Origin of the sequence: Clostridioides sp. GD02377, assembly GCF_045899875.1 — a bacterium.
GTDB classification, from domain to species: domain Bacteria; phylum Bacillota; class Clostridia; order Peptostreptococcales; family Peptostreptococcaceae; genus Clostridioides; species Clostridioides difficile_A.
Genome location: NZ_JBJODA010000002.1, coordinates 191,368 through 207,436 on the forward strand (window position 1 = coordinate 191,368; position 16,069 = coordinate 207,436).

At 27.6% G+C, this 16,069-nt stretch carries 15 protein-coding genes; 13 read left to right on the forward strand and 2 right to left on the reverse strand.

The annotated features are described in order from the left end of the window. Window positions 1–132: 132 nt before the first annotated feature. Window positions 133–264, reverse strand: coding sequence for a hypothetical protein (locus tag Q3304_RS02680; RefSeq protein WP_407814847.1), 132 nt, complete (start codon window positions 262–264; stop codon window positions 133–135). A gap of 354 nt (window positions 265–618) precedes the next feature. After that, window positions 619–1,344: a pentapeptide repeat-containing protein gene (locus Q3304_RS02685; RefSeq protein ID WP_054271522.1), complete on the reverse strand. Its 726-nt coding sequence runs from the start codon at window positions 1,342–1,344 to the stop codon at window positions 619–621. 438 nt (window positions 1,345–1,782) lie between these two features. Between Q3304_RS02685 and nrdE the strand changes: the two genes are divergently transcribed. From nrdE to Q3304_RS02750, 13 genes are all read left to right on the forward strand, one after another. Further along, complete coding sequence (gene nrdE / locus Q3304_RS02690) at window positions 1,783–3,882, forward strand: class 1b ribonucleoside-diphosphate reductase subunit alpha (protein WP_407814267.1); 2,100 nt, start codon at window positions 1,783–1,785, stop codon at window positions 3,880–3,882. Window positions 3,883–3,894: 12 nt separating this feature from the next. Beyond that, a complete protein-coding gene (gene nrdF, locus Q3304_RS02695) occupies window positions 3,895–4,866 on the forward strand; it encodes a class 1b ribonucleoside-diphosphate reductase subunit beta (RefSeq protein WP_407814268.1) in 972 nt (323 codons plus the stop codon). 79 nt (window positions 4,867–4,945) lie between these two features. After that, the gene (locus Q3304_RS02700) at window positions 4,946–5,572 is read left to right on the forward strand and encodes a GyrI-like domain-containing protein (RefSeq protein ID WP_407811479.1); all 627 of its coding nucleotides are present in this window, start codon (window positions 4,946–4,948) and stop codon (window positions 5,570–5,572) included. A gap of 63 nt (window positions 5,573–5,635) precedes the next feature. Then, window positions 5,636–6,535 carry a helix-turn-helix transcriptional regulator gene (locus tag Q3304_RS02705; protein ID WP_407814269.1) on the forward strand — a complete coding sequence of 300 codons (900 nt, stop codon included), beginning with the start codon at window positions 5,636–5,638 and terminating at the stop codon, window positions 6,533–6,535. A gap of 366 nt (window positions 6,536–6,901) precedes the next feature. After that, on the forward strand, window positions 6,902–7,531 hold the full coding sequence (locus tag Q3304_RS02710) for a hypothetical protein (protein WP_054271517.1): 630 nt from the start codon (window positions 6,902–6,904) through the stop codon (window positions 7,529–7,531). Next, a complete protein-coding gene (locus Q3304_RS02715) occupies window positions 7,532–8,314 on the forward strand; it encodes an ABC transporter permease (protein ID WP_407814270.1) in 783 nt (260 codons plus the stop codon). It abuts the gene before it with no gap. Further along, window positions 8,307–9,185 carry an ABC transporter ATP-binding protein gene (locus Q3304_RS02720; protein ID WP_407814271.1) on the forward strand — a complete coding sequence of 293 codons (879 nt, stop codon included), beginning with the start codon at window positions 8,307–8,309 and terminating at the stop codon, window positions 9,183–9,185. The genes Q3304_RS02715 and Q3304_RS02720 overlap by 8 nt, the downstream gene beginning before the upstream one ends. Window positions 9,186–9,217: 32 nt before the next feature. After that, the gene (locus Q3304_RS02725) at window positions 9,218–10,177 is read left to right on the forward strand and encodes an NrtA/SsuA/CpmA family ABC transporter substrate-binding protein (RefSeq protein ID WP_407814272.1); all 960 of its coding nucleotides are present in this window, start codon (window positions 9,218–9,220) and stop codon (window positions 10,175–10,177) included. 145 nt (window positions 10,178–10,322) lie between these two features. Beyond that, window positions 10,323–11,015 carry a response regulator gene (locus Q3304_RS02730; protein ID WP_407814273.1) on the forward strand — a complete coding sequence of 231 codons (693 nt, stop codon included), beginning with the start codon at window positions 10,323–10,325 and terminating at the stop codon, window positions 11,013–11,015. Window positions 11,016–11,276: 261 nt separating this feature from the next. Then, window positions 11,277–12,026, forward strand: a complete 750-nt coding sequence (locus Q3304_RS02735) for an ATP-binding protein (RefSeq protein ID WP_407814274.1) — start codon at window positions 11,277–11,279, stop codon at window positions 12,024–12,026. Between the two features lie 223 nt (window positions 12,027–12,249). After that, window positions 12,250–13,101, forward strand: coding sequence for an undecaprenyl-diphosphate phosphatase (locus Q3304_RS02740; protein WP_054277480.1), 852 nt, complete (start codon window positions 12,250–12,252; stop codon window positions 13,099–13,101). A gap of 108 nt (window positions 13,102–13,209) precedes the next feature. Next, complete coding sequence (locus tag Q3304_RS02745) at window positions 13,210–13,956, forward strand: ABC transporter ATP-binding protein (RefSeq protein WP_054271510.1); 747 nt, start codon at window positions 13,210–13,212, stop codon at window positions 13,954–13,956. Then, window positions 13,956–15,872, forward strand: a complete 1,917-nt coding sequence (locus Q3304_RS02750) for an FtsX-like permease family protein (protein ID WP_407814275.1) — start codon at window positions 13,956–13,958, stop codon at window positions 15,870–15,872. Before Q3304_RS02745 ends, Q3304_RS02750 begins: the two co-directional genes overlap by 1 nt. The last annotated feature ends 197 nt before the right edge of the window (window positions 15,873–16,069 follow it).

Sequence of the window (16,069 nt, forward strand, 5' to 3'; positions counted from 1 at the left end):
TATTTTAAATCTGATAAATATTGAGCTTCTATATTCGCTTTTAAGACTTTGTAAAAATTAGTGACTATATTTTCAAACCTAATGTCATGTTTTGAAGCATTTACAAATATTTCAATATATCTGAAATTCAAATCAAGTATTAGAATTTGATAATGATAAAAACTGTTCGATTTCTGAAATTGTAATCTGTTTTAAATCAATTTTCATTTGAAACTTTGTTATTGGCATATCGAATACTAAATGAGGATTTTTTACATTCAGCACTTTTTTCCTCCCAAGTAACAATATTATTTTCTTGGGCATATTTCAATTTATCATTAATTAAAATAGTAGAATAATACATACATCTCTCGCCGCAAAGTGCAGGATATAACCTAAATGGTCATCAAGCTACGCTTCTAAGATTTGATGAGCTTTACTTGCAAATAAATCTTTTATCATATCTTGAATATCTGTAATTGTTTTTACATCATATTCTTCAATAAGTTTTTTTAATATTTCGTTTTTGTTAAAAATAAAAAGGGTTCACCTTCCTTTATATAGTGACATTTAATAGTTTTAATTATCATCACTTTTTAGAAGAATACACACTTTATTTTAAAGACCCTTTTTTTACATTTATAGGTAGCCAATAGCTTCCTCTCTAGTTAGAAAGAAGTGAATTCCTGTAGTTGATTCTTTCCATCTATTTTCATTAAATTCTTCAGCTATAATCGTTTCTCCTACTCTATATATAAAATTTTCATCAGCATATGCACGAGCACTTTTAAAAGATTCTTTGCCATCTATGCTTGTAATTGACAGTACTTTTGCTTTATCACATCGACAAGCATTTGATGTAGCAGAAACTCTTTTTGCATCACTTGGAATTAATAATTGTACCATTCTAAAATTAAAACACTTTTTATAGCCTATAAATGCTCCTGTCTCAGGACAGTATAACTTGAAAAAGCGAGTATTTTCATCTGATACTACTCCATCTAAAGTGGCATATTCTAAGTTGGAGTTTTCTAAATTAGTACCTCTTATATCTGAATTAGATAAATCACAAAATCTAAAATTAGCTCCACTTAGGTCTGCATTTTTTAAGATGGAATTTTTTAATGAGCAATTTGAAAAATAAGAGTTACTAAAGCTAGAGTTTTCTAAATCTGCTTCTTCTAAGTTTAAATCAATAAGGTCAGACCATGAAAAATCAATATTACTTAAACAATATCCCTTTAAATTCATATTTTCTAATTTTATTTCTCTTAAATCAGCTCTTTCTCCATCATTCTTGTCTTTAAGCCATAAATAATGTTTTTTAAGTATCTTTTCAAGTTCATATTTAGAAATATCTCTCATAAAAATCACCTTCATGAATTTATTTTTATACCTTCAGTAGTAAAATAGTTATATATATAATTATATAACAACAAATGGAAAACTCCTAACTATTATATAAAATATTAAATATATTATAAGAATATAAAAATAAAAAGATTATAGGAATAGTATATAAATTAATTTTCTGTTAAATCCTTTAGAATTTCTTGAAAATAAAAATAATAGAAGTAATAGAATAATAAAAGTTTAGATATAAAAAAATTTGTGTATATACTATATGTAGTATATAATAGATAAAGCACTGACTATATGTAGTGCTTTTGTTTTTGAAAAATACTTATTATATTTAGATATCTATAAGTTATTTTAGGAATTTAAACTAGTAAATACTAAAAGAAATAATAATCAAATTAAATGAAATTATAGCACAAGATTATGTTAAAAGGACGGTAAATAATGAATTGGATAGAGCTTAACAATCAAGTGATAATTAAAAATGAACAAGGTAAATACCAATTAGAAAAAGACAAGGAAGCCTTAAGTAGTTACATAGAAGAATTTATAAAACCAAAGTTGAAAAAATTTAAAGACTTAGAAGAAAGATTAAAGTACTTAATAGATGAAGGTTATTATTCAGAAGAAGTAATAAATAAGTACAGTATGGATTTTATTAGAAAGGTATATAAGTTTATTGAGGAATATAAGTTTGAATTTCAATCATATATGAGTGCAAACAAGTTTTATCAAAATTACGCATTAAAAAGCAATGATGGAAAAGAAATATTAGAAACATATAATGAAAAAGTATTAATTGTAGCTTTGACATTAGGAAATGGTGATGAAAGTCTAGCTCTAAGTCTTACAGATAAAATAGTAAAACAAGAGTTTCAACCAGCTACTCCAACATTTTTAAATGCTGGAAGAAAAAGAGCTGGAGAGATGGTATCATGCTTCTTATTATCTGTAGAAGATAGTACAGAAGGCATATCATATGCTATATCTTCATCAAACCATTTATCAAAGATTGGTGGAGGAGTTGCACTAAACTTATCTAAACTTAGAGCATCAGGTGAATCAATTAAAGACATAGAAGGAGCAGCTGGAGGAGTTGTTGGTGTAGCAAAAATGTTGGAACAATCCTTTAGTTATTTCAATCAAATGGGAGCTAGACAAGGTTCTGGAGCAGTTTACCTTACTGTGTTTCATCCTGATTTTGAATTATTGATGGATACGAAAAAGATAAATGCTGATGAGAAAATAAGACTTGCTACATTATCACTAGGGGCAATAATACCTGATAAGTTTATGGAATTAGCAGAAAAAAATAAGATTGCATATGCATTTTATCCTCATACTGTATATAAGAAGTATGGAGTTTATCTTGATGAGATAGAAATGAATGAGTGGTATGAAAAGTTGGTTAATGATAAGGACATAAGAAAAAAAGAAATAAATCCTAGACAGATGTTGACTAAAATAGCACAGATGCAACAAGAGAGTGGATACCCATATGTAGTATACATAGACACAGCAAATAAGGAACATACATTAAGAGATGTTGGAATGGTCAAGATGTCTAACTTGTGTTGTGAGATATTCCAATATCAGACACCTTCAAAAATAGAAGGTTATGGAGGTAAAAATGAATGGGGACAAGATATAAGTTGTAACCTTGGCTCTCTAAATATAGCTAATGTTATGGATAATAAAACTATAGAAAGTACAGTTGAGACAGCAATAAGAGCATTGTCATTTGTAGCAGATAGTACAGATATAAAACCAGTGCCAACGGTTAGTAATAGTAATAGTAAGTCTCATTCTATAGGATTGGGAGCTATGAATTTACATGGATATTTAGTAAGAGAAAATATTTTATATACCTCAGAGGAGGCCATAGATTTTTCTAATGTATTTTTTGCAATGATTAGATATTACTCAATTAAAGCATCGATGAAAATAGCTATAGAAAAAAATCAAACTTTTGAAGGTTTCAATAAATCAGAATATGCTAAAGGTAGAGAAAGCAAAGTACTATCAAAATACTATGAGCAATCTTATTTACCAAATTCAGATAAGGTAAAGGTATTATTTGAAGGTATCCATATACCAACTAAAGAAGATTGGGCAAGTTTGTTAGACGAAGTAAAAGAAAAAGGCATATATAATGCTTATTTGATGGCAATAGCACCAACTCAAAGTATTAGTTATGTGCAAAATGCTACATCAAGTATAATGCCAATTACTGAACCAGTAGAAGTAAGAACGTATGGAGATTCTACTACAATATATCCAATGCCATTTTTAACAAATGATAATATGTTATATTATCAATCAGCATACAGGATGGATATGAGAAAAGTAATAGATTTAGTAGCAACAGTTCAAAACCATGTTGACCAAGGCATATCAACAACACTGTTTGTCACAGATGAAAAGACAACTAGAGACATAGCTAGACATTACATATATGCATATAAAAAAGGTCTGAAAAGTTTATATTACACAAGAACAAAGATGACAAGAGACACTCATGAGTGTTTAGTATGTTCAGTATAGGGAGAGAAATATATGACGTTTAATTTACATAAAATACATAATGCAGTTAACTGGAATAGAGAAGAAGATGGATTTACACAGGCTTTTTGGGAACAAAATGTAAAACAATTTTGGCTTCCTGAAGAAATATCTGTTTCTAAGGACATCAAGGTATGGAATGAACTAAGCGATAAGGAAAAGGAACTATATAAGAAAGTATTGGGTGGTTTAACATTATTGGATACAAAACAAGGGAATAATGGAATCCCATCTATGATGAGTTTAACAGAAAATCTACAAAGAAAGGCTGTCCTATCTTTTATGGGAACTATGGAAGAAATACATGCCAAAAGCTATTCTTCTATATTTATGACTTTACTTTCTAACTCAGAAATAGATGAGTTATTTGAGTGGATAGAAACAGAGCCAACTTTACAAAAAAAAGCTGACTTAGTTTTAGCTCAATATGAGAATACAACAAGTAAAAAAGGTTTGTATTTATCAATGATTACAAGCGTATTTTTGGAGAGTTTCTTGTTTTATTCAGGGTTCTTTTATCCATTGTATTTATCTGGTCAAGGAAAGATGGTTGCTAGTGGAGAAATAATATCACTCATTCTTAGAGATGAGTCTTTACATGGTAAGTATATAGGATTGCTTGCGCAAGAAATATATGACGAATTTGATGAAATGGAGCAAAATAAATTAGAAGAGAATATGTATTCTATACTTAATAGTCTTATGGATAATGAGGTAGAGTACACAAATGTTATATACAGAGAAAGTGGGCTTGAAAAAGAGGTTGTGAATTTTTTAAAATACAATGCAAATAGGGCTTTAGAAAATCTAGGGTTTGAGAAATTATATACTGTAGATGCTATTAATCCAATTGTATTAAATGGTCTTAGTACGGAAACTAAAACACATGATTTCTTTTCAACTAAGGGGAATGGATACCAAAAAGGAGTATATGAAGAATTAGAAGATGAAGATTTTATAATATAATTTATAAATTGTGACATACTGTTGTCACTTTTACCATGATAATATCAATGTATAAAATATATATACGGAGGTATTTTTTATGAAATATGAATGGAGAAAAAAAGAAAAAGAGTTATACTTACCTAAGGAGAATCCTATATTAGTTGAAGTACCAGAGCAAAAATTTATCATGTTAAGAGGTAGTGGAGACCCAAATGATAAAGAATTTACTGAAGCAATAGGAGTACTTTATTCTTTGGCATATGCAATAAAAACTATGCCTAAGAAGGGAATTGTGCCAGAAGGATATTTTGATTATACAGTTTTTCCTTTAGAAGCTATATGGGATAAAGGAGAAAAAAGCAAATACTCAGATATACTTATTAAAGAAGATTTAGTTTATACTATGATGATACGTCAGCCAGATTTTGTTACGCAGGACCTATTGGACAAAGCTATCAATATAGTAAAAAAGAAGAAGCCACATAATCTTCTTGAAAAAATTGGGTTTGAGTCTATTAATGAAGGATTGTGTGTGCAAATGCTTCATGTAGGTTCATATGATAATGAACCAGAAAGTTTTGACATTATGAGTGAATTTTGTAAAAGAAATAATCTTATAAGAAAATCTAATGTACATCGTGAAATTTATATAAGTGATGCTAGAAAAGTATCACCTGATTCATTAAAGACTGTTTTGCGTTTTGAAGTAAAAAGAGAGTTATAAGCGTTATATTGTGGTATTATATTACTTTATTGTTATACTATAATAAAGTAATGAGGTGATTATATGAAAAGTAATAGATTGTTTGAAATTATTTATATCCTTTTAGATAAGAAAAAAGTAACTGCAACAGAATTAGCTGAACACTTTGAAGTATCTAGGAGAACTATTTGTAGAGATGTTGAAATACTGTCAGCTTCTGGTATTCCAATTTATACTGACAAAGGCAGAAATGGGGGTATAGGTATTTTAGATAATTTTACCTTTGATAAATCTATTTTGTCTGAGCAAGAACAGAAAGAAATTCTAGCCTCATTGGAAAGTTTAAATATTCTTAAATATCCAGAAGTTGATTCTACACTATCAAAACTTAAACCTTTATTTTGTAAGTCAGATATAAACTGGATGACTGTTGATTTTTCTCATTGGGGTAGTAATGATATAGAGAAAGATAAATTTATAAAAATAAAATCAGCCATTTTAGATTGTAATATTATAACTTTTGAGTACATAAATACTTATGGAAAGGTAACGAAGCGTTGTGTAGAACCACTTATGCTTTGGTTTAAAGAGAAGTCATGGTATATCAAATCCTATTGTCATCAAAAAAATGATTATAGAATTTTTAAGATTGTAAGGATGAGAAATATATGTGTTTGTGAACAGACCTTTATAAGGAGTATACCAGTTGAAGTTGGAGAGATAAAAGAAAATGAGAATGAAAGTATTACTTTAAAGTTAAAAATTTCTAAAGATGTAGGCTATAGAGTGTATGATGAATTTGATATTGATAATATATTGTATGATAATGATGGAGATTTCATCGTAACAGTACAGTATCCAAAAAATGATTGGATTTATGGATATATACTTTCTTTTGGAAAAAATATTGAAGTACTAGAGCCAATAAATGTTAGAAATAAAATTTTGCAAATTATAGATGATGTTAAAATGAAATATTTATAAATATTATAAAAGGTGAAGTCTGTTTAGACTTCACTTTTTTACTTTAGTTTTAATATTCGATTTAATTTCTTATAATACTTCCAAATATTTCTACTTTTATTGATATTATTATCAAATATTAATACTAATTATGTACATATCATTATATAATATTTATAGATTATTATATAAGTAGATTACTAGCGTTATGCGTATATTAATATTTAAAATAGATTGAATATACTATTTAATATTTTAATTTAAATAGCAAAAAAATGTAGAGAAAGATTATTTTATTAAGAAAAATTTAATATATTGACAAAATTTAAGTGCTCATTTAAACTAGTAGTTGATAATAATATTCAATATTAAATAATAGGAGGAGCTATGAATAAATATCTTCTAATAAATCCAGTGGCAGAAAGAATGTATGGGGAAAAGTTTCATCTTGTCAAAGAAAATTTGATAAAAAAGGGGTACATAATGGCAGAATGTGAGCCACAATTAGAATATGTAAAGAAGCAATATAAAGAGTATACAAAAAAGACTGAGAATACAATGTTAGATTGTAGATGTCCAGAGAGTATAAACCTTTTAAAAAGAAATAATTTGATAGATAGTTTTGAAATACCTATGATAGAACCAATACTAGTAAGAACTTGTAGGGTTTTATATGACAAATATATCAAGAGTGAAGATGATATGCTGATAGTAACCTCTCCATGTACACAATTAAGGGATTTTGCAAGTGAAAAATTTAAGGATAAGAGTAATGCTATATTTTATACATGGAAAGAATTTGCTGAAAAAGAAGGTATAAAATCACTTGGAAAGATAGATGAATCTCCTATTCCATTAGGATATTTCAAAGACTCTTTTGAAAAGGTTCTTGAAGTATCGACTGAAGAAGAAATCTTAAGCGAAATACAAAATATAAGAGATGGTTCTAAAGATAAGTATGATATAGTAGAAATGTTTTATTGTAAAGATGGGTGTAATAATGGAGATGGTTTGTAAATGGTCAATAAATTTAATAATAGGTTTTTAAGTCTAGTAAAAAGTGTTTTGATATTTTTTATAATTCTTTTATTATGGAAAATTACTAATTATCTTGGTATCTGGAGTGATTATATATTACCATCACCTGAAAAGGTGTATAGTACATTTTTAAATATGATAAGTGATGGTTCAATATTTATTAATGTATATGCAAGTATGAAAAGAGTTTTGATAGGATTTGCAATAAGTACTGCAATAGGTGTACCTCTAGGGATATTCTTTGGAATTCATAGTGAAGTATATGAATATTTTAAGTCGCTAATAAATTTTTTAAGAAATACACCTCCACTTGCCTTAATACCAATGCTTATACTATGGTTTGGCATAGGAGAAGAATCGAAAATTATAATTATAGTTTTGGCTTCTTTTTTCCCAATCTTTACAAGCACATTAAAGGGGATTAGGAATTGTGACTCAAAACTGATTGAAGTAGGTAGAGTATTTGAGTTTTCAAAGATTCAAATAATATTTAAAATAGTTATACCTAATGCCATTCTTGATATTGCAGTTGGACTAAAGTTGGCTCTTGGATATAGTTTTAGAGCGATTATTGGGGCAGAGCTTGTAGCAGCTTCTTCAGGTCTTGGTTACTTGATATCTGATGGAAAGGAAATGTCTAGAACAGATGTTGTCATTGTAGGTATAATTGTAATTGGACTTTTAGGAATAATTACAGATTATATATTTTCAATTATTGTGAAAAAGGTAAGTAAGGGAAAGATGGTGGAAGCCTATGAATAATTTAGTATGTGATTCTGGGTACATAATCAGAAATCTATCTAAAAGTTATGAAGTCAACAATGAAGAACACATAGTTCTTAGTAATATTTCTTTGAACATAGATAAAAATCATATAACTGTAATTTTAGGTGAAAGTGGATGTGGAAAGACTACTTTACTTAGAGCAATTGCATCCCTTGAAGATATAAATAGTGGTGAGATTAGATTTATTAAAGATAATAAAGAGTATAGACCTAATGTAGGATTTGTATTTCAAGAGAGTAGATTGATGCCTTGGTTAAATGTAAGTGAAAATATAGCCTTTCATAATCAAAGAAAAAACACTATTTTAAGTAAAGTATTTGGTAAATTCAAATATCACAGAAACATTGCTAGTAAAGGTATAAATGATGATTCCATAGATTTAGAGACTAATGATAATTTAAATTACTTAAATAGACCTAATAAGAAAGATTGTATTGATGTAGAAAAATATCTTAAGATGATGAACTTGCAGAAATTTAAAAATTCTTATCCAAATGAGTTATCAGGAGGTATGGCGCAGAGAGTAAGTATAGCTAGAGCTCTTTCTTTCAATCCAGATATGTTGTTTATGGACGAACCTTTTTCGGCATTAGATTATTTTACAAGGATTGATATGCAAAATGAAGTTATAAGAATACATAAATCAACTAATAAAGGTGTAATATTTGTAACTCACGATATCGATGAAGCATTAAAGATAGGCAAGAAAATAGTTGTTTTTACAAACAAAAGAAAAATAAAAGAATTTAATATAGAAGATGATTATGATAGAGATTTGACTTCAGACTATTATATTAAATTAAAAAAAGATATTTTAATGACAATGAAATTAAATAAAGACATGTAAAGAAATTAATAATATTTTAAGGAGTAAAGTAAATGAAATTAAAAAAACTATTGGTAGGTATAACGATATTAACGCTTGCAACAACATCTTTAGGTGGATGTGCTAAAAAAGATGATGGAGAAAAACTTTCAGAAATAAATTTAACTTATGTAAAATCACCATTAAATGTTCCTTCTATAATTCAAAAACAGGATGAGTTATTTGGAAAGGAATTTAAAAAGGATAATATAAAAGTTAATTTCCATGAAATTACTACAGGACCAGAGCAGACACAGGCCTTAGCTGCTGGAGAAATAGACTTTTTACATGCATTGGGTGGTACATCAGCTTTGATAGCTGCATCTAATGGAGTGGAATTAAAGATACTGAACACTTATAGTAGGTCACCAAAAGGATTTATGATTTTAACTAACGATGGTTCAATAAAATCAGCAGCAGATTTGGCAGGTAAGAAGGTAGCAGGTCCAAAAGGAACTATACTACATCAAGTATTAATTGCAGCTCTTGATAAAGAAGGATTAAGTATGGATAATGTAGAGTTTATTAACATGGGTATCCCAGAAGCATCAGCAGCTCTTGCTGATGGCAGTGTTGATGCTGCATTGATTGCTGGACCAGCAGCCCTTAAAGCTATGAAGTCTGGAAGTAAACTTGTAGCAAATGGTGAAGGTTTAGTAGATGGGATAATAGTAACAGCTGTTAGTACAGATTTTGCAGAGAAACATCCAGAGATAGTTGAAAGATTTATGAAGGTTGAAGAAGAGACTTTAGAATATGTAAATAATAATTTTGATGAAGCTATGGAAAAAGTAGCTAAAGAAGTTGATTTAAGTATTGAAGAAACTAAAGAGTTGTATGCTTGGTATGATTTTAGTTTAGATATAACAGATAAAGACATATCTTCACTTGAAGATACACAAAACTTCTTAATAAAAAATGGATTGCAAGAGAAAAAAGTAGAGATAAAAGAATTAATATATGCTGCTAAGTAGAAATTATGCTAAAATAATATTAAATAGAAACTATAATAAAAGTTTAAGTTACCTTAATTAAGGTAACTTTTTCTATTTTATATTAATAATTATATTTATTTTTAGTAGGTTTAGTTAATGTTAAAATAGATATTGGGAGGAATATATGAGTCATAAAATATATATTGTGGAAGATGATATATCAATAAGTACATTACTTAAGGATTATATTGAGAAATATGGATTTGAAGTGGTTGTTGAAGAAAACTTTGATGATATAATGATTACATTTGAAAAAATAAAGCCAGATTTAGTGTTATTGGATGTAAATTTACCTAAATTTGATGGTTTTTACTGGTGTAGATGTATTAGACAGCAGTCTAATCTACCTATAATTTTTATATCAGCTAGAGATGGGAGCGTAGACCAGATTAGAGCTTTAGAAAGTGGAGCAGATGATTATATAACAAAGCCTTTTTATTATGATGTAGTAATGGCAAAGATAAAGAGTCATATAAGAAGAGTATATGGTGAATATTCACCTAAAATAGAGGAAAGAATAGTTGAATTAGATGGATTGAAGTTTTATCCAGAGAGGTTGGAGTTAGAATTAGGTGGAAAAGTTCTAATTATTACTAAGAAAGAAGGGATATTGATTGAATGCCTCATTAGAAAATACCCAAAAGTAGTAAGTAGAGATTATCTGTTAGAAAAGATATGGGACGATATTGAATTTGTAGAAGAAAATACTCTAAATGTAAATGTTAGCAGGATAAGAAAAAGATTTGAGGAATTAGGTATAGATAATGCTGTTCAAACTGTACGAGGATTAGGATATAAATTAAATAAAAATTGGTAGGGAGAAAATATGAAATTATTTTTTAGAGATTGTAAGGGTTATATTTTTATATATTATATAGGAATATTTATGACAATTATTTATTGTAATCTTATGAAATTTATCAATTTGGGAGAGAGTTTATATATTCTTTTATTTAGCTCTTTTATATTATTGTGTTTTTTAATATATAAATACTATAAGCATAGAGAAGTATATACTCTATTCAAAAAAGGCATAAAATCTCTGGATGAATCATTCTTGTATTTAGGAAATTCTTTCTTGGGAAGAAATATATCAGCTATTTTAAAACAACAACATAAATTATATCAATCAATTATACAAGAACATAAAAAAGTACATAGTGAGCATTTAACTTTCATCAATCAATGGATTCACCAGATGAAAACACCAATATCAGTTATAAGTCTTCAACTTCAAGAATATGAGGGAGAAGAAGTAACAGAAAACATAAGAGAAGAACTAGACAGGCTAAATAAAGGTCTAAATATGGCGATGCACTTTGCAAGGGCAGATAATTTCCAAAAAGATTTTGTGGTTGAGAAAGCTAAATTGAACGAAATTGTAGTTGGTATTGTAAATGAAGAAAAGAGGCTCTTTATAAAAAATGAGATAATTCCGAAGATAAAAATAGACAAATTTACTTATGTTTATACAGATATAAAATGGATGAAATTTATAATAAACCAGTTGATTACAAATGGTGTGAAATATTCTAAAGGTTATAGTAACTACCTAAATATAAAAGCTGAAGAAAACAATAACTATGTAACACTAAGTATAATAGACGAGGGGGTTGGGATTGTTTCTAAAGATATAAAAAGAGTATTTGACCCGTTTTTTACAGGGGAAAACGGTCGTAAGTTTGGAGAGTCTACAGGTATGGGACTTTATCTAGTAAAAAAAGTATGTGATGATTTAGGGCATAAAGTCAGCATAAAATCAGAAGTAGGAAAAGGCACAGAAGTTTCAATAATGTTTAATAAAGATAATATGAATAATTTTCTATAATAAATCTTTAATTGATTATGTTTTTTATTAATTTATATATCATTTGTTGAATGAGATAATTACAGTTAAAAAATCTAATTTTAATAGAGTTTACTTGCAAACCTTACATAGCTGTAAGGTTTGTGTAATGTTTGTAGATAGTTAAATTTTCTAATCTAAATTACAATTAGTATAAGAAATAACATAAAAAATAAATTTTGCAAAAAGGAAAGGATGTTTATTGATGAGTTTAGATATTATTTTCATATTAAAATCAGTTATGATAGCTATAGTAGAGGGGCTTACGGAATTTATCCCAGTTTCATCTACTGGTCATATGATATTGGTTGGTAGCTTGATAGATTTTAAAGGACAATTTGCTGAAATGTTTGAGGTTGTAATACAACTTGGAGCAATATTAGCAGTAGTAGTACTTTATTGGAAGAAAATAAAAGATAGTGTTATAGAATTTTTTAAATTTATATTTACTGGTGGAAAAGAAGGAAAAACTGGCTTTAAATTTGGAATGAATGTAATTATAGCATGTATTCCATTTGCGATTGTGGGGGTTCTATTTTATGACAATATAAAAGCCTTGTTTAATTTACAATCTGTAATTATAGGATTTATAGTTGGTGGGATTTTATTACTAGTGGTAGAGACTTTGTTTAGAAAAAAGAAACACTCTACTGACAATATAGACAAAATCACGCCAATACAAGCATTAAAAGTTGGAGTTTTACAAGTTTTATCTGCATGGCCAGGTATGTCAAGAAGTGCATCTACTATTATGGGTGGATGGATAGCAGGACTTAATTCTCCTATAGCAGCTGAATTTTCTTTCTTTTTAGCTGTGCCAGCTATGGTAGCTTCATCAGGAAAGGATTTATTTGAATTTGATTATTCAATAATGACACCAACATTGTGGATTGCCTTGATAGTTGGATTTATAGTAGCTTTTATTGTATCAATAGTAGTTATGGAAAAATTTGTGGATTTTCTAAAGAAAAAATCAATGAGAGTATTTGCTATATATAGAATACTTATGGGAATATTGCTTGCTATATTAGCTTTTACAAACATAATTAGTGTATAGATTAAGATATATTTATTATTTACGAGAATTAGCTAACCAATATAAATAATAATTAACAAATAAATATATATGTTATTTCAAAAATTAGATTAGAAAGGATAGTTAATAATGAAAATTTTAACTGTAAATAATTTAAGTAAAGTATATGGCAAGAAAATAATTTTTAATGCATTAAATGATATAAATTTTAGTATAGATGATGGAGAATTTGTAGGAATTATGGGACCATCTGGCAGTGGGAAAACTACTCTTTTAAATATGATTTCTACTATTGATAAACCAACTACAGGAACTATGGAGCTAAAAGGTAAGAATCCACTACTATTAAAAGGTGAAGAACTTGCACTATTTAGAAGAAGAGAGTTAGGTTTTGTATTTCAAGATTTTAATTTATTAGATACCTTAACTATAGGTGAAAATATAGTATTGCCATTGACATTAGATAAGGTTAGTGTAAAAGAACAAAATAATAGATTGGCTGAAGTATCTGGAATTTTAGGGATAAAAGATTTATTAGAAAAAAGAACTTTTGAAGTATCAGGTGGTCAAGCTCAGCGAACTGCTATTGCTAGAGCATTAATAAATAGACCATCAATACTTTTAGCAGATGAACCAACTGGTAATTTAGATTCAAAGTCATCAAAGACTGTTATGGAGTTATTTGAGAATATAAATAGAGAAAATAAGGTTACTACTATGATGGTAACTCATGACCCATTAGCTGCGAGCTATTGTAGTAGGATTTTATTTATAAAAGATGGAGCTATATATAATGAAATATATAAGGGAAGTAGTAGAGAGCAGTTTTATCAAGAGATAATGGATGTACTTACATTATTGGGGGGCGATAATTAATGAATATAAAACAATTTGCCATCAACAATATTTCAAGAAACATTAAAGCTTATGTAGGGTATTTAGCAAGTATTGTTATATCCTCTGCCCTACTATTTTCTTTTATCATGTTTACAAGTCATCCCGACTTAGAGATATCTCAATTTCCCGATTATCTAAAAGAGGGGCTTAAGATGAGTAAAATAATTGCATATTTATTTTTATTCTTCTTTGTATTTTATTCAGTGAGTATATTTCTTAAAAGTAGATATAAAGAATTTGGAATACTTTACATTACAGGTATATCAAAGCAACAGGTAATGAAGTTAATTTTTATAGAAAATATAATAATAAATATAACATCTTCTGTAATTGGAGTAATAATAGGTTTAGTCTTTTCAAAGATATTTTTAGTGATTATGTCTACCTTTTTAGAATTATCACCATTGAAGTTCTATATACCAATAAATGCAATATTATCTACTTTATTTTACTTCATAATTTTAGCTATATTGACATCAGTATTTGCTTCTTTTATAGTTAAGGAAAATCAAGTATTGAGATTGCTTAAAGGTACAAAGACTCCAAAACCAGAGCCTAAAACATCACTAGTATTTGTTATATTAAGTATTTGTCTGTTTGTAATAGCGTATTATAGTGCTGTTACATCAACTGACCAATATACAACATATCTACGCTTAGTTCCAGTTACATCTCTTACTATATTAGCAACCTATTTATTTTTTTCTCAATTTAGTGTTTTTTTTCTAAAAAAGCTAAAATTAAATAAGAAATTTTATAGAAAAAATACGAATATGCTTTGGATTTCAAATTTAATTTACAAAGTAAAGGATAATGCTAGGATATTCTTTTTGATAGCTATAACTTCTGCAGTAGCATTTACTGCTATAGGTACAGTTTATTCATTTTGGAAAGATGTAAAGCGTCAAATTAATTTAATATATCCTAACACAATGTATTATTCAACAATGACTTTGCATAATGATGCTAACAAGCCTGATAGTAAAGAAAAAGATACGGAAAGAATGAGATTTATAGAAAGCAAATTAAAAAAAGAAAATGTAGATTATACAAGAATTAATGGAGAATTTAAAACTGTATTTCCTAAGAAAAGCGATTTTAATGTGAGAATTATGAAAGAATCTAAGTATCTAGAAATCACAAAGACTATAGGAGTTAACCCTATAAGTTTTGAAGATAATGAATCTATATCATTGCTTTCATCAAACTTGCCAGGTGATAAGAAAGTTAAAGACAATGTTGTTATAGGTAATAAAAGTCTAAGGATAGTAAAACAAGTAGAAGAGTGTATTATGCCAGCATATTATGACAATATGTATGTGGTAAAAGATAATTTTTATGATAGTATAAAATCAAAATTTATAGTGGATAGATTTACTACATTTGAAGTAGCTGATTCAAGTAAAACTACAGAGATATGTAGACAATTTGAGAATAAATTTAATGATGAGTCTGGAATGCAACCATATTTATTCTTCTCTAAAGAATTAATGATAGAAAATGGTAAATTAACATATTCTACATTTATGTTTTTGGCAATATTTATAGGTATGATTTTCTTTGTTACTACAAGTAGCTTTTTATATAATAAGTTTTATATGGATTGTCAAGTAGACAAGAAAAAGTATGAGCAGTTAAATAAGTTAGGTATGACATATAATGAGATTAAAAAAGCTTCAACTATTGAGATTGGAATTGTGTTTTTATTGCCTTATGTAGTGGCAGTTATACATTCGATATTTGCACTTACTGCACTGAGAAATTCTTTTGATATAGAGGTAGCATCTTCAGCAGTTTTGGTAATGGGAAGTCTATTTTTAGTTCAAATAGTGTATTTCTTAATTGTGAGAAATAATTATTTAAAAGAGATAAGATTAAATTTAGTTAATTTTTAGGATATGCTATTAACTAATAAAAAGTATTTAAAATTGATTAATATTACTGGAATTATAAATATTTATTTTTTCAGTAATATTTTTTATTGTATTAATTATTAAGATTATATACTAATATGTCGTAATAAGTATCTAAATAGTAAAATATTCTACTTATATAAAATATAAGGAGGTTATATGTATATATGTGTAGAAAT